17 protein-coding genes are annotated in these 14,661 nt (G+C 64.8%); 13 read left to right on the plus strand and 4 right to left on the minus strand.

Translation table 11 applies throughout. The features are described from left to right. Window positions 1-2: 2 nt before the first annotated feature. A complete protein-coding gene (locus tag ACWEO2_RS27210; RefSeq protein WP_452407900.1) occupies window positions 3-251 on the minus strand; it encodes a hypothetical protein in 249 nt (82 codons plus the stop codon). A gap of 6 nt (window positions 252-257) precedes the next feature. Beyond that, window positions 258-686, minus strand: a complete 429-nt coding sequence (locus tag ACWEO2_RS27215) for a DNA-directed RNA polymerase subunit beta (RefSeq protein ID WP_452407901.1) — start codon at window positions 684-686, stop codon at window positions 258-260. A gap of 261 nt (window positions 687-947) precedes the next feature. On the opposite strand from ACWEO2_RS27215, the gene ACWEO2_RS27220 reads away from it, so the two are divergent. The 8 genes from ACWEO2_RS27220 (at window position 948) to ACWEO2_RS27255 (ending at window position 7,120) form a co-directional block, all read left to right on the plus strand. After that, the gene (locus tag ACWEO2_RS27220; protein WP_452407902.1) at window positions 948-1,073 is read left to right on the plus strand and encodes a hypothetical protein; all 126 of its coding nucleotides are present in this window, start codon (window positions 948-950) and stop codon (window positions 1,071-1,073) included. Window positions 1,074-1,178: 105 nt separating this feature from the next. Then, a complete protein-coding gene (locus ACWEO2_RS27225; RefSeq protein ID WP_452407903.1) occupies window positions 1,179-1,826 on the plus strand; it encodes a DUF5753 domain-containing protein in 648 nt (215 codons plus the stop codon). Continuing rightward, window positions 1,823-2,029: a DUF397 domain-containing protein gene (locus tag ACWEO2_RS27230; RefSeq protein ID WP_354959563.1), complete on the plus strand. Its 207-nt coding sequence runs from the start codon at window positions 1,823-1,825 to the stop codon at window positions 2,027-2,029. The genes ACWEO2_RS27225 and ACWEO2_RS27230 overlap by 4 nt, the downstream gene beginning before the upstream one ends. A 142-nt stretch (window positions 2,030-2,171) precedes the next feature. After that, the gene (locus ACWEO2_RS27235; protein ID WP_452407904.1) at window positions 2,172-2,378 is read left to right on the plus strand and encodes a DUF397 domain-containing protein; all 207 of its coding nucleotides are present in this window, start codon (window positions 2,172-2,174) and stop codon (window positions 2,376-2,378) included. A 508-nt stretch (window positions 2,379-2,886) separates the two neighbouring features. Further along, window positions 2,887-4,287, plus strand: a complete 1,401-nt coding sequence (locus tag ACWEO2_RS27240; protein WP_452407905.1) for a DHA2 family efflux MFS transporter permease subunit — start codon at window positions 2,887-2,889, stop codon at window positions 4,285-4,287. Window positions 4,288-4,741: 454 nt separating this feature from the next. After that, the gene (locus ACWEO2_RS27245; RefSeq protein ID WP_452407906.1) at window positions 4,742-5,869 is read left to right on the plus strand and encodes an ATP-grasp domain-containing protein; all 1,128 of its coding nucleotides are present in this window, start codon (window positions 4,742-4,744) and stop codon (window positions 5,867-5,869) included. A gap of 18 nt (window positions 5,870-5,887) precedes the next feature. Beyond that, window positions 5,888-6,571 carry an MFS transporter gene (locus tag ACWEO2_RS27250; RefSeq protein WP_452407907.1) on the plus strand — a complete coding sequence of 228 codons (684 nt, stop codon included), beginning with the start codon at window positions 5,888-5,890 and terminating at the stop codon, window positions 6,569-6,571. Window positions 6,572-6,652: 81 nt separating this feature from the next. Next, window positions 6,653-7,120 carry a hypothetical protein gene (locus tag ACWEO2_RS27255; RefSeq protein WP_452407908.1) on the plus strand — a complete coding sequence of 156 codons (468 nt, stop codon included), beginning with the start codon at window positions 6,653-6,655 and terminating at the stop codon, window positions 7,118-7,120. A 515-nt stretch (window positions 7,121-7,635) separates the two neighbouring features. On the opposite strand, the gene ACWEO2_RS27260 is transcribed toward ACWEO2_RS27255, so the two are convergent. After that, complete coding sequence (locus ACWEO2_RS27260) at window positions 7,636-8,196, minus strand: TetR/AcrR family transcriptional regulator (RefSeq protein WP_452407909.1); 561 nt, start codon at window positions 8,194-8,196, stop codon at window positions 7,636-7,638. Window positions 8,197-8,233: 37 nt separating this feature from the next. On the opposite strand from ACWEO2_RS27260, the gene ACWEO2_RS27265 reads away from it, so the two are divergent. Continuing rightward, on the plus strand, window positions 8,234-9,274 hold the full coding sequence (locus ACWEO2_RS27265) for an epoxide hydrolase family protein (protein ID WP_452407910.1): 1,041 nt from the start codon (window positions 8,234-8,236) through the stop codon (window positions 9,272-9,274). Between the two features lie 50 nt (window positions 9,275-9,324). On the opposite strand, the gene ACWEO2_RS27270 is transcribed toward ACWEO2_RS27265, so the two are convergent. Continuing rightward, a complete protein-coding gene (locus ACWEO2_RS27270; protein ID WP_452407911.1) occupies window positions 9,325-10,056 on the minus strand; it encodes a response regulator transcription factor in 732 nt (243 codons plus the stop codon). Window positions 10,057-10,364: 308 nt separating this feature from the next. Between ACWEO2_RS27270 and ACWEO2_RS27275 the strand changes: the two genes are divergently transcribed. The 4 genes from ACWEO2_RS27275 (at window position 10,365) to ACWEO2_RS27290 (ending at window position 14,480) form a co-directional block, all read left to right on the plus strand. Then, window positions 10,365-11,408 carry a GNAT family N-acetyltransferase gene (locus ACWEO2_RS27275; RefSeq protein WP_452407912.1) on the plus strand — a complete coding sequence of 348 codons (1,044 nt, stop codon included), beginning with the start codon at window positions 10,365-10,367 and terminating at the stop codon, window positions 11,406-11,408. Next, a complete protein-coding gene (locus ACWEO2_RS27280) occupies window positions 11,396-12,649 on the plus strand; it encodes an MFS transporter (RefSeq protein WP_452407913.1) in 1,254 nt (417 codons plus the stop codon). The genes ACWEO2_RS27275 and ACWEO2_RS27280 overlap by 13 nt, the downstream gene beginning before the upstream one ends. After that, on the plus strand, window positions 12,646-13,929 hold the full coding sequence (locus ACWEO2_RS27285) for a KamA family radical SAM protein (RefSeq protein ID WP_452407914.1): 1,284 nt from the start codon (window positions 12,646-12,648) through the stop codon (window positions 13,927-13,929). The genes ACWEO2_RS27280 and ACWEO2_RS27285 overlap by 4 nt, the downstream gene beginning before the upstream one ends. Window positions 13,930-14,102: 173 nt before the next feature. Continuing rightward, a complete protein-coding gene (locus ACWEO2_RS27290) occupies window positions 14,103-14,480 on the plus strand; it encodes a hypothetical protein (RefSeq protein WP_452407915.1) in 378 nt (125 codons plus the stop codon). Window positions 14,481-14,661 lie beyond the last annotated feature (181 nt).

Consider the following 14,661-nt stretch of genomic DNA (forward strand, 5'->3'; position numbering starts at 1 on the left):
GCTCATGGTTCGAGGTACAAGCGTTCGCTCGGTAGGCGAGGGTATGCGCTCGCGTCTCCTAAGTCGACGGTAACCGCGTCGGCGTAGTGCTGTGCCTGGTGTTCCTGGATGAACAGCAGTGCGGCGGTGAGGCAAGCTGCGAAGTCGAACCGGATGCCGTGTAGAAACACACTGAGGTGCACGTCCTGTTCGTCGGGGCGCGGAGATCGGCGCGGCGTGCTGTCGCGCCCGCGCGGCTGGATGTCGTCCATGGGTTCCTATGTCCCCGTGTGTGACGCCGACCGCGTTCCGCCACGATGCACGCATGCCAGAATCGAGTCCACCACTGCGCGGCCGGATGGACGAAATGCACTCTGCGGCAGAGTGATCCAGGTGCGGAAGAGCCCACCGCGATCGGCGGGCGACGGCAATGCGATATCGCCTCCGGCGCGGACCACCGACACATTCAGTCGGCGCATCTGCGCATACAGTCGCTCATCATCGGGTAGATCCGGGCGGATCATGAACGACCACCGAGCCGAACGCGGATGCGATATCACCGGCCCGCCACCGAGCCGTCGGCGGTCCAGGTCGGCTTGCACCGCCTGACCGAGATCGGCGGGCATCGTAATCGCCCACGCCCGACCGGCTTTGACAATGATGCGTCCCAGCTCGGGCGGGTCGATCACCGCGGGCCGATCGCACACCCGCCGATAGTACTGACACCGGGGACGTCGCGGTGTCCCTAAAAGCCATGTGGTCCATCGTGTTTAGACCTCTGCTCGCGTCTGTGGAATTGGATGCGCCCTGCCCCTGAAAAGCTCCTGATGAGGAGAGCTTTCGCTCCGGGCGCACACCCAGCACACCTCAGAAACGTGCAAGTCCACAACGTTCCAACAGAAACGTTTAGTTTTAGTTCGCGCGGCATTCTGGTTTCAACTGAAACCCCAAGATGGAAGGCGACATCCGTGACAGCCGATTCCACAGTTGCCCGGCGGCTCCTCGGTATCCAACTGGAGGCGCTTCGCGAGAAGTCCGGCATCACCATGGCCGACGCTGCCGCGTCGATCTCGATCGGCAAGTCGACCCTGTAGAAGATCGAGACGGGCCAGCCGGTTCGCCTCAACCCGGTCCTGCTCAACCATCTGTGTCAGCTGTACGGCGCAACGCCGAAATCGACTAAAGCGCTGCTCGGCCTGGTGGATGAAACCAAGACACGTGGCTGGTGGCACGCGTTCACCGACCAGATCCCGAAGGACTTCGGGCTGTTCGTCAGTCTGGAGGACGCCGCCACCCATATGACGTCGTACCAGACCACGTTCTTGCCCGGTCTCCTGCACACGCGCGACTATCGCCGCGCGCTGAGCTGGACGGAGTTCCCGCACAAGCCTTCTGACGAGACCGAGCGGCTGCTCGATGTCGGGATGAAGCGACAGGCCCGCCTGACCAGTGCGCGCAATCCGATCACATTGAACGTGCTCATCGATGAGTCCATTCTCCGACGAATGACCGGTAGCACCGAGGTAATGGCAGCTCAGCTGCGCCACCTAATCGACTGTGGCCAGCTGCCGAACGTGTCCATCCGCGTGGTTCCGTCGAAGGTCGGCACCTACCGTGGTCTGATTGTCGGCTCGTTCGTACTGTTGGAGTTCCCGCCACATCCCAAGGCGGATCTGACTATGTCCCCCGTGGTGTACATCCAGGGCTTCACCGGCGATCTGTACCTGGAAAAGCCTGTGGAAGTCGACCACTATCGTGGAGCCTGCGCGGATATCGAGCGATTGGCGTTGGACGAGAACGCGAGCCGCGCCTTGCTGCTCGACATTGCGAAGGAGTACGCCCGGTGAACATCGACCTATCTGGTGCGAAGTGGTTCAAGAGCCGCCGGAGCACCGCATCAAAGGATTGCGTAGAGGTCGCACACCTGGACGGCGGCTTGGTCGGCGTGCGGGACTCCAAGAACCCGACCGGCCCGGTGTTGGTCTTCACGCCTGGTGAGTGGGACGCCTTCACCGCGGGCGTAGCCGATGGCGACTTCGAACGGCCGTAACGGACCTCCGGGCAGTCCTGTATCCCGAGAAGCCGGAAGAGGTTCGGCAGTATCGTGAAGCTTGCGTCGACATCAACAGGTTGGCGGTGGGTGAGGCGGATAGTCGTGCTCTCATTGGCCGGATTGCAGAGGAGTATGCCCAGTGAACATCGACCTGTCCGGCGCTGTCTGGTTCAAGAGCACTCGCAGCACCGGGTCGAAGGATTGCGTAGAAGTGGCGCACCTCGACCGGGGCTTGGTCGGCGTGCGGGACTCCAAGAACCCGACCGGCCCGGTGCTGGTCTTCACGCCGAGCGAGTGGGATGCGTTCACCGCGGGCGTAGCGGTTGGCGAGTTCGAGCGGCCGTAGCCCGATATCCCGAAAGCCCCCGTACCCCGATCGCAGCGGTCGAGTTACGGGGCTTCGCGGTAAGGGGCCATGCCGGATGTGGGTGCCGCACTCCAGGTTTCAGAATGCCCAGCTTGACAGTGGTACCGAGCGCAACCAATTGAGCAGTTCATCCTCACTGTGGTCTCGAATCGTGCGAGCGGGTAGAACGCGGACCGCACCCGATCGTTCCGGTGCCGAGGTACCGGCAGATGACGGCCTCGCCGATCGCGGTGAGCAGTCGATGCGCAGCACCGAAGCGAATGTCGCACTTCATCGGTGGGCGGACTCCGTGCGGTGCCGGGCAGTCGGCGAGGTCGGGCCGGTGTCGCCGACCGCCACGTCTCTCGGTCCTGCCCGAACTCGGCATCGACCCAATCGCCGGAGTACCCGCGCCCGAACTGGTCGGTCGACTGCCAAACTTAAGCCGATGTAAATGTGCGGGTCGCCCGTTGGCGGGGGCGCGGCGGGCGAGTCGAGAATTTCCATCGTGAGCGATCTTGTTGCGGCGAACTTGGCCGCGGCCGCGCCGCCGCGACTGAGTTCGGGCACCGGGCGGTGGGTCGTGACGGCCGCGGTGCTCGGGTCGGCGGTGGTCCTGCTGGATGCGCCGGTCGTCAATGTTGCTGTGCCGCGGATCGGTTCGAGTATGGGTGCCGACCTGGCCGACTTGCAGTGGGTCGTCGGCGGTTACACGCTGGCGTTGGCATCGCTGATCCTGGTGGGCGGGGGATTGGGCGACCGGGTGGGGCAGCGCGCGGTATTCGTTTGGGGCAGTACCGGTTTCGCGGTGGCCTCGGTGCTGTGCAGCGTCGCGCCTACCATGGAAATGCTGATCGTGGCGCGGGTTGTGCAGGGGATCGCGGGTGCGTTGCTCACCCCGGGCAGCCTGGCGTTGATCACGGCCTCGATCGATCGTCGTGATCACGGTGCGGCAATCGGGTTGTGGGCCGGACTTGTCGGGGTCGTCGAGGCGGGCGGACCCGTGGTCGGTGGTTGGCTGACAGAGTTGGCCGGGTGGCGTTCGGTATTTCTCATCACCGTACCGTTCGCGGTGGCCGTGACCGTCGTATCGGTGCGCTACCTTCCGGAGTCACGGGATGTGCATGCGCGACCGCTCGATCTGTGGGGTGCGGCCACCGCCGTGGCCGGGTTGGGTGCGCTCACCTATGGGTTCATCGGCGCACGCGGGTGGATGTCATTGCTCGGTGCGGCGCTGCTCGGGATGTTCGCGCTCATCCAGTTGCGCGGTGAACATCCGCTGCTGCCGCCATCACTCTTCCGCTCGCGGGTGTTCACCGCGGCCAATATGGTGACCGCTGCCGTGTACGGGGGCCTGGGTGGCGTCTACTTCCTGCTGCCACTCCAATTGCAGGTGGTCGCGGGATATTCGCCATTGGCGGCGGGCCTGGCGACAGTGCCGATCACCGCGATCATGCTGGTGTCTTCGCCGGCCGCGGGCCGGTGGGCCCAGCGGCACGGTGCACGGATCCCGATGACACTCGGCTCGGCGCTTGCCGCGTGCGGTGCCGTACTGCTGACGGAGATCGGCCCGCGCGCAACTTATCTGAGCGATGTGCTGCCGGGGACCGTCGTGCTCGGTGCGGGGCTGGCCGTCTTCGTTGCCCCGCTGACCGGTGCCGTATTCGCCGCGGTGTCGGTATCGGATGCCGGAATCGCGTCGGGGGTGAACAATGCGGTCGCCCGGACCGCGCAACTGCTCGCCGTCGCCGCGCTGCCGGGGCTCGTCGGTATCTCGGGCGCGCCGCTCACCGATGCCATCGGCTTCGGCAGTGGTTTCCATGACGCGCTGTGGATCTGCGGTGCGCTACTTTTCGCCGGTGCCGTGCTCACCGCGACCCTCATGCCGCGCACGCCGGAACCCCCTTGATATGACCGGCCCTGGCGCTGCGGCATTCCGATAGCCGTAGCCGTGGATGGTCGTGTATCCGCGGAAATCTCACACTGATTGCCCTATTGCGTGGTCGGCACATTTGATAAGCATCGCTGTGCCGAAATATCCCACACCTTTGATCCGGATTTCTGCTGAAAGGATTCTCGCGAGCGTCGGGACTAAATGCCGTTCGACGCCTAATGTGATGTGGATCACAAAGACAAGTTCGTCGATCGGCAGTAGGTTCTCCGTACCGCTGTCGCATGTTGGCGAATGTGTTACTTCAGCTTAATTTTCGCTACTAAATTCAACTGTGTCAGCCTGGCTTCGAGCGGAGGAATCTGTGCAATCACACGTGACTGTCATACATAGAGTGCGCGGTGTCGACGTCCCGTATCTCGAGCGTATAGATCACGTTTCGAATTCCGTAACCTACGTTTGCCCGCGCAGCGTGCTGGATGGTATACCGGTGCATGCCGCGGCCGCGGTGACGATTCTCGACGATATGGCTCTCGTGCCAGCGGCGGTGCGCGATCTCGCGACTCGGTTCGGTACGCCGGAACGCATTGTTGCGCTCCATGAGTTCGACCTGCTCACGGCCGCCGAACTGCGTGCGGAATTCGATCTGCCGGGCGATCGGCCGGAATATGCGGTACGGTTTCGCGATAAGCTGTCGATGGGCGAAACCGTTCGTGAGCAGGGTGTTTCGGTGCCCGCATTCCGAGCCGCCCCCGATGTGGCCGCCATTCGGGAATTCGCCGCCGAGCACAGGTTTCCGCTGATCGTCAAGCCGCGGCTCGGCGCGGGGAGTCGAGATGTGGTCAAACTGGATTCCGCTGAAGATTTATCCATCTTGCCCGACCTGAGTGCCGAACCCTTTCTCGTGCAGGAATTCTGCCCGGACGAGGTGGGTGCGATAGACGGCGTATGGACCGGCAGTGGGCTCGGCCCATGGCGTGCATCGAAATATCTGGGTACTTGTCTGGAGTTCGCCGACAACGGAACCAGCCTGGGCTATATCGAGATCGACGACCCTGCCCTTATCGGCCCGCTCGCCACCTTTGCCGAATCCGTACTTTCCGCGCTGAGCGCCGGTATCCCCACAGTCTTTCATCTCGAATTCTTCCTCGGCTATGCCTTCGGTATACCGCACATCCGGTTCCTCGAGGTGGCGGCGCGCGCCGCCGGTGGGGAGACCACCCACATGTGGCGGGAAGTGCACGGCTACGACCTCCTCGGCGCCGCGGTCGATATTCAGCTCGGTCGTACGCCCGACACCGCTTCGCTCGCCGATTCGGAGGTGGTCGCCGAATTGCTGATCCACCCGCCGGTCACCCCGCCCTGCACGGTGCTGGACGTGCAATTGGATATTTCGCGCGCATACGCCCCGTATCACTATTCGGTGCCGCCCGTGGGGACGATGATCACCGAAACATTCGGTTACGCCGAGATCGGTGCGGCCTTCCGCTTCCGCGGACATTCAAATAGGGAAGTGGTCGAGGCGGTGCAACGCACCATCGCCGGATTCCGGATGGATTGCGTCGCACTCGATTCGCCGACCGACGCGGCCGTCGCCTGAATCGCCCGGACTGTTCTCGTGTCTTGGTTTCGCGCCTTGCTGCCGTCGGCCGGACCGCAGCGCATGCTGACGCTGATCACGGTTGCCGCGGCCGTCTCCAGCGGTATCTATTTGTCCACCGTCGTCCTCTACTTCACCAGAATCGTGCAGATCTCGCCGATGCAGGTCGGCGTGGGACTCAGCGTCGCCGGGGCCGCCTGCGTGGTCAGCAATATTCTGGTCGGCCGGATCTCGGATCGACGTGGCCCGCTCGGTGTGCTGCGCGCCAGCCTGCTCGTCGGGGCCGTCGCGACCGTCGGCTTTCTCGCGGTCGACGGATTCACGATGTATCTGGTCGTCATTCCGGCGGCGGCCGCGGCGCAGGCCTGCGTCCAGCTGCTGATCTCGGCAATGATTCCGCGGGTTGTCACCAGTCGCGCCAATGAGTTTCGCGCCTACATCCGCTCGGTGCTCAATGTCGGTATCGCTATCGGCATCGGACTGGCCGCGGTGGCCGTGCAATTGGATTCCGCGCTGGTCTACCGGGTGGCCATCATTATCGCCGCCGGTTTCCTGACCGCGGCGATACCGCTGGTCGCCCGACTGCCCGCGATGGGGCCAGCGGCGGCGACCGCCGAACATCACGGTGAGCGCTGGCTCGCCCTGCGGGACCGGCCGTACCTGGCACTGACCGCAGTGGACGGCGTGTTGTCGTTGCAATAACGAATCCAATCGGTCGCCATACCGCTGTGGATCATCGGTGCCACGGCCGCGCCGCGCTGGTCGATCGCCGCGATAGACATGGTGAACATCGCCATCGTGGTCCTGTTCCAGGTCCGAGCCAGCCGACGGGTCGTCGATGCCACCGCCGCGGGGGTCGCGCTGCGCCGCAGCGGTTGGGCGTTTCTCATCGCATGTGTGCTGCTGGCAACCGCGCACGGACGCGGCGGCTGGGTTGCCGTGCTGATCCTCGGGGTCGGTGCCGCCGTGCTGAGCGTCGGCGAATTGTGGCAGACCGCAGGCGGTTTCGAGGCATCCAATGCGCTGGCACCGCCTCAGGACCTGGGTCTCTATCTGGGTGTTTTCGGCATCGGATTGCGCATGGCCGATGCGGTCGGCCCGGCATTGCTGACGTGGCTGTGCATCGGCTTGGGCGTAACCGGCTGGTATATAGCGGGATTCATCCTGCTGGCGACCGGGCTGCTCGCGCCGGTGGTCATCAGGTGGGCCACGTCGACACGCGATCGGTACGTGCTGGTTCCGACGCTGTGAATACGGGTCTCTGGGCCGCGGAGGGCACACCGGTGGATCTGATTTCTTTTGCACGCGGCGATTCTCGGGGCGATGCTGCCGGGTCCCGATTTCGCTTTGGTCACACGCTATTCGTCGATCAGGGGTCTGCGACAGGTATCGCAGCGTCGGTGGTGCTCACCGTCGGTATGGCGGTGAACACCACCGCCGCTGTGCTAATGCCGCGTCCAGATAGCTCCTGCCGTATCGGCCCCTGGGTCCAGGGGCGGTCGAAGGTAGTCGAAAGGTGGTCACCCATGCCGTAATCGACCGCCATATGACTACGCTCGGCGAGCAGCCGAAGTGGGTAGCGCAGCAATCTATCCGGACGGGGGAGTAGGCATGGGGGTGGCGATCGCCGCGACGCCGGGAGCCTTCACCGCTATCCGCGTGGTCGGTGCCGGATATCGCCGTGATCGCGATGGTTGGCAGACGTCGATGGCCGGACCGCAGATGCAGACCGGAGGCAGAGTTTCGGTACTTCTTGCTGTCGTGCCTCACCCGTCGGCGAGGCGTTGGATGGTGGCGCTCAGCCAGGCCTGGAGATCAGCGGGGTCGCCGAGTTCGGAACGCAGCACCCGGCGGCGGGTCGAGACGCCGAGCACGAACGCGTCGATCGCTGCGGCTCGGCTGCGGGCGTCCGCGTCGTCCAGGCCGCTGTCGCGCAGGTATCGGTGCAGCGGCTCGAGCGAGTTGGTGTCGAGAAAGGCGGCCAGCGCCTCCGCCGCCTCCGGGCGTTCGCCCGACGCGCGTTGCAGCACGAGCAGCGGATCCTGCCCGGGTGCACCGAACCAGCGCTGGACGATGCTCGCCGCGAGGCGCGAACCCAGCGCGGAACGGTCGCCGTCGAAGGAGTTCGAGACCGGGATCTCCACCCGGGTTGCCGCCAGGAAAAGACCATCCTTGCCGCCGAAATAGCGCGTGATGAGATTGGGCGACACGCCGGCCGCGTCGGCCACGCCTTTGACCGTGATCGCTGTGTACCCGTACTGGGCGAATTGGCGTTGCGCGTGCTCCAGGATCCGCTGCCGGGTGGCGGCCGCATTGCGGAAGGTCATGTGTATGAGCATACACATCATGTGTACGCTGATACACATGAACGACGAGATACGGGAGCGACTCCAGCGCACGCGGCGCGTCACGACCCCGTGGAGTGCGGACGGGACGCGCGGCATCACCGGCACCCGCCTCGACGAACTGCTCGAACGCTGGGCGACCGGGTACGACTGGGGCGTGCATGAGCGCCGCATCGGCGAGTTCCCCTGGGTGACGGTGCAGGCAGGCGACACCGACCTGCGTGTGATCCATCAGCGGTCCGCGGATCCCGGTGCCCCGGTTGTCGTGCTGCTGCATGGCTGGCCGGACTCGGTGCTGCGGTTCGAGCGCGTCCTGCCCTTGCTCGCGGACATGCATGTCGTGGTTCCCGCGCTGCCGGGCTTCCCGTTCGCGGCCCCGCTCACCGTTCCCGGCATGTCGGTCAACCGGATCGCGGGGATCGTTGCTGACGCTCTGGATGAGCTCGGTTACTCGCGGTACACGGTGTCCGGCGGCGACGTGGGTGGCACCGTCGCGGAAATCCTTGCGGCCGAATACCCGGACCGGGTAGCGGCCCTGCACCTCACGAACATTGCCCCGCGGCGTACGCTCACGGCGGACCCGGCGAAGCTCGCGCCCGACGCGGCGGCCTACCTCGACCGGGCGGCGCAGTGGTTCCGGACCGAGGGCGGGTACATCGCGGAGCAGTCGACGCGGCCGAACACGCTCGCCGTCGCCCTCGGTGACTCACCCGCCGGCCTCGCGGCGTGGATCGTCGAGAAACTGGAGTCCTGGTCCGACGAGTCGGCCTTCACTGTGGACGAGCTCCTCACCTGGGTCACCGCCTACTGGGTCACCGGCACGATCGGCACCTCCTTCGCCACCTATGTCGAACCGGTCACCCTCCCTGACCGGATCGACACGCCGACCGTGCTGTCGGTGTTCTCGCGCGACATCAAACCGGAGCCGCGCAGCTACGCCGAGGCGTTCCTGAACGTTTGCGATTATGTGGAACACCGTGCCGGCGGCCACTTCGCAGCCTGGGAACAGCCCGAGGCATACACCGGCGACATCCACCGTGCGGTCGAGCTGGGCGGCTGAAACGATCTAACCTATGTCGGCGGGCATCGCGGATCGTTGGTTGAAGCGCTTCAGTGCGACCCTGATGCCGCGAGGGCCGGAAGCGCCGCTGGTATGACCGCCCCCGGCGCCGCGGCCTCCGGATTCCATCGGTAGCCATAGCTGTGGATGGTCGTGATCAGGCCGGGGCGGTTCAATTTTGTCCGCAGCCTGGTGATGTGCACATACAGCGCGTGCGACACCCCGACGAATGCATCGCCCCAGATGCGGTCCAGCAATTGCTGACGGCTGACCGCCGCACCGGGGCGCTCGACCAGCTCGCGCAGCAGTTCGAACTCGACCGGGGTCAGCTGCACCGGTCGCCCGGCGACCTCGACCATCCCGGCCAGCAGATCCACTCGAACGTCCCCCGCGACGACCGTTCTTGTCGGCGTGAGGTTTTGGTGGGCCGCCGGAGCACGTCGGGCGATCGCGTGCAGCCGGGCCGCCAACTCGCCGATGCGGGGCGGCTTCACCAGGTAGTCATCGGCTCCGCTGCGTAGCGCGCGTACCACCGAGCGCTCGTCGGAGTCCGCGGTGAGCACTAGTACCGACATCGAACTGACTTCGCGTAGCTTGCGCAGCGCCTCGAGTCCCGGCATATCCGGCAACTCGAGGTCGAGGATGGCGGCGTGATAGCGATGGTGCGCGACCAACAGGTCCGCGGCTCTGCGTTTGTGATCCGCCTGATGGCCCCGGCGGCGCAACCGGTGCACCAGCGCTTCGGCCTCATCGAGATTGTCATCGACCACGATCACCCGCATACCAGACACCCCTGCCTTCGAATGCTCTGTGCCCGGCCGATTTCGGTTCGGACGGTAGCGATTCGGACACTAGGGCAGCCGCGCGGCGAGATCATCCGCCATTCCGGGTGGGAATATCCGCATTGATGCGCGGCGGATCGCCAGGTCAGCGGCGATGGAGTTCGCGTTCCCACATGCGGGGACGATTCTATATCGAGGCCTAACGCGCCGCTTAATATAGTGTCGTCAAATGACGGCACGTTCGATCGGGTGAATCCGCGGCATCAGCGCCGATCCCGCTCACTCATCGGGAAATCTGCGGGTGAGCGATGCACGTTGAGCTGAGAACGTCAGAGATCCGCCCCGCGGAATGGGCCGTGCTCGCGGCCGCGACCGCGGATTTCGCCGTATCGGATCGTTGGTTGGAAACGATGGGGCCGCTATTGCCGGGCGAGCCGCGCTGGTTGGTGGCCTATGTCGACGGACAACCGCAAGTCGGGCTGTACACCCGTTTGCTGAAATCCGCACCGGCGGAACCACGTTACGACATCGCCGCCATCTTGCGCGGGGAGATCCCATCGCCCGAACCGCGATCGCCAGTGGTGTCCGCGCCCGATGCCGCATCGCTGTATCCGACGGTGCTGGCGCTGCAGCCCGGCTACACCTGCGTTCCCGCTGGCCCCGGAGCGACCGACCCGGTCGTCCTCGGCCACACAGTCCGAGCCGTACACGCCTGGGCCCAGCAGCAGGGTGTCCGATCGGTGTCGTACCTGTACGTCCCTGAGCGGCAACACATCTTGCACAGCGTGCTGGAAGACTGTGGCGCACAACCGGTCCGGCTGTATCCGACGTGCGTGATGCCGGTCGATTTCGGAGATATCGACGGGTATCTGGCACAGTTGCCGCGCGAACGGCGGCGGGATCTGCGACGGCTGCTGCGCCGGATCGGCGAGAGCGGAGCGGAACTGGGCGAGGCCGATCTCGGCGCGGTCCGCGACGAGGTGTTGGAACTGCGGATGGGGTTGCTGCGCAAGTACAACTCCACCGGCGACCGAGCCGCCCAGGCGGCGACGTTGGACCGGATGATCCGGCACTACCCGCCCGAGGATCGAGTGGTGACCACGGTCCGGCAGGGGGATCGGGTTATCGGTTTCTCGCTGTCGCTGCGGCACGGGAATACGTTGCGAGCGTTGTGGTGTGGGCAGCGGACGGAGGCATACGGCGCATATTTCGTGATGCTGTTCTACGGATTGGTGGCGGCCGCATTGCGCCGGGGGTGCACCAGCATCGACTACGGAACCCTCAAGTGGCAGGAGAAGGTTTCCTACGGCTGCCGACTGGAGCAGTTGGCGGGTCACACATGGCTATTGTGAACGGCCACAGCGGAACTCGGCTGTTCATTCCGGGCCAGATCGTCTCCCTGCTCGGTGACGGGTTGGCCGTGCTGGCCATTCCCCTGCTGGTGTTGGAGTTGACCCATAATCCCGTCGCGGCGGCATTGGCCGCCACACCGCGCACGGTCGGCTACCTGGTCGCCGGGCTGCCGGCCGGGCCGGTGGTGGATCGCGCCGATCCCTGGCAAGTGCTCATCATCGCCGATCTGGTGCGGGCGGCGATCTTCGTCGTGCTCTTCGTGCTGACCGCCGTGCGAGTCGGTTCGGCGGGTGTCATCCTGGCGCTCGCCTTCGGTGCCGGGGTTGCCGGAGTCTTCTTCGAGACGGCATTGGCGGTTGCGGTGCGGGATATCTATCGTGATCGAGCATTGGTGCGCACCAATGCAATTCTCGAAACGGCGAGCCAGGCTTCGATACTGCTCGGGCCACCGATAGTTGGATTGCTTGCCGCCGCAGTTGGATTGGATGCCGCGCTGCTGGTGGAGGCGGCGACATTCGTGGTGTCACTTGCGACGCTATGGGGAACATACCGTCGCCTACCGAAATCCATCGATCGCCGAGATCCGGTGTCGTGGAGACGGTTCGGAGCAGAATTCCGTGCCGGATTGCGCTATCTCTCGGCGTCCTCGTCCATCGGCGCATTGGCCGTGCTGCAGGTGGTGACCAACCTGTGTCTGGCGGTCCAGACGCTGATCGTGTTCTTCGCGCATGACTATCTCGGCATGTCGGCGGGGCTGGTCGGCGTAGTGGTGGCCGCCGGTGGCATAGGCGGAATCCTCGGTGCCGCAACCGCTCCCGTATTCATGACGCGGTTCCGTCCGGTACCGCTGTGTGTGGCCGCCATCCTGTTGATCGGCATCGCCTTGGGCACAGTGGGTTTCGCGCCGAACCTCTGGTGGTTCGCGCTCGGCAATGCCGTATTGATCTGGGCCGATGTGCTGGCCAGCATCGTGGTACGCACACTGCGGCAGCAGCTCGTGCCGCGCGAGCTGCTCGGCCGGGTCACCAGTGCCATGCGGACGGTGGTGCTGGCGGCCGCACCGGCCGGTGCGGTGCTCGCGGGCCTGCTCACGCACCTCGACGGCAATAACCCGCGTCCGGTCTTCGTTGCGGCCGCGGTACTCATCGGGCTGTGTTCCCCGATCGTCTGGATTTTTGGCCTGCGCCGCCATCGCGACATTCCCCTGCTCCGCCGCGGCGAAGAGATGGTGACCGTATGAAGCTCTACACCGGCGAACGCCTGGCCGAATTGGCTCTGGCGCGTGGCCTTTCCGAGGAATACCTGCGTGATCTGCGGATCGTGTCCGCGGTGTTGCCGTTCCGTGTGAACGACTATGTCGATCGCGAGTTGATCGACTGGACGGCAGCGCCCGACGACCCGATCTTCCGGCTCACCTTCCCGCACCGAGATATGCTGCCGCCCACGGTATTCAGCAGTATTGCCGAGTTGTACGACGCCGACGCCTCGCGGGAAGTGCTGGCCAAGGCGGGCGCGCAGGCACGTCGGCTGCTCAACCCACATCCCGGTGGCCAACTCGACGCGAATATCCCTGTTCTGCAGGGGAAGCCGCTACTCGGACTGCAGCACAAGTATCGCGAGACCGTGCTGGTGTTCCCGTCGCAGGGACAGACCTGTCATGCCTACTGCGGCTACTGCTTCCGCTGGGCCCAGTTCGTCGGAACCGAGACCCGCCAGGCGATTTCGGATCCCACCGTAGTGACCGCCTATCTGCGCGAGCATCCGGAGGTCACCGATGCGCTGTTCACCGGCGGCGACCCGATGATCATGCGGACCGCGGCGCTGCGCCGCTGGGTCGATCCACTGCTGGAGCCGGGCCTGGAACATATCCGCACACTGCGTTTTGGTACCAAGGCGCTGTCCTATTGGCCGACCCGATTCACCGAAGACGCGGATGCGGATGACCTGCTGCGCCTGTTCGAACGGTGTGTGGCCGCGGGACGGCACGTCGCCGTCATGGCGCACTTCTCGCATCCGCGTGAGCTGTCCACCGCCGCGGTCCGCAGGGCCATCGCCCACATCCGGGACACCGGTGCGGTGATCCGGGCGCAGGCGCCGCTGATCGCGCACGTCAACGACGATGCCGATGTCTGGGCGCGGATGTGGCAGTCGCTGGTCGAGTCCGGCGTGATCCCGTACTACATGTTCGTCGAACGAGACACCGGCGCTCGCAACTATTTCGAGGTTCCGCTGGCACGGGCACTGGAGATCTACACCGATGCCATTCGACAGGTATCCGGCCTGGCCCGCAGCGCCCGCGGCCCGGTCATGTCCACCCATACCGGCAAGGTTGTACTCGACGGCGCCCCAACCATCATGGGTACCAAGGTCTTTGCGCTGCGCATGCTCCAGTCCCGCGACCCCCGCGACACCGGCAACCAGTTCTTCGCGCGCTATGACCCTGGCGCACATTGGCTCGACGATCTGACACCCGCCCTCGGCACGGCCATTCCCGAGCGACCTCGGAGTGAGGTCGTATAGTCGTCCAGAAAATTTCGGGTTTGTGCCGGGCTTTTCGACTAATCGGCAGGGGTTCCCGTTTTCGGCTTCCGGGATGCCCGCAATGGGTGTGTCCTAGTGGTGGCGGTCGGCCGGACCCCTCGGGTCGACCGCCACCATCGACCACCGACACCCCGAAGCGAAGGTCCGCAATGATGACGAACATCCAAGCGGAACAGCCGGATACAGTCGGCTTGTGGGGTCGGGCTGGCCGCGATGACACTCGCACACCCAATGCGGTCGGCTTGGTGCGGACCGGCGTGTCCGTGGACACCATCCACCGAACCGAAGCCGATGGCCTGCAAGCGACCTGGCAGCTGAACCAGCAGCATGAGATCGGAATCATGTTCGTACACAACACATCCGACGCAACCCGGGTCGCATCGTTCGATCCCGGCGGCTATCCCGATCTCGTCCAGGCGCGCGAACGGCTACCGAAACTCGCGAAGCTCTGGGACGCCGTCCGCCACCACTTCTGGACCGAAGCCATTCCGGCGCACCGCCGTTCGCATCCATCCGAAACGCGGAAGTGAGTCGGATGCCGATCCGGACGGGCGCCCAAGAGTTCCATGAGCCTCTTTTCGGAGGCTGAAAATTCCTGTCCCATAGCTTCCCGCAATGCCACAATGGTCTTGACGTGGCCGATCATGCTTCTGAAGAGGCTCGCAAAGGTAGATCTGTCTTCTTGGTAAGTCTCAATACGAAATGTTCGGC

The sequence above is a fragment of the Nocardia sp. NPDC004278 genome (assembly GCF_053602975.1).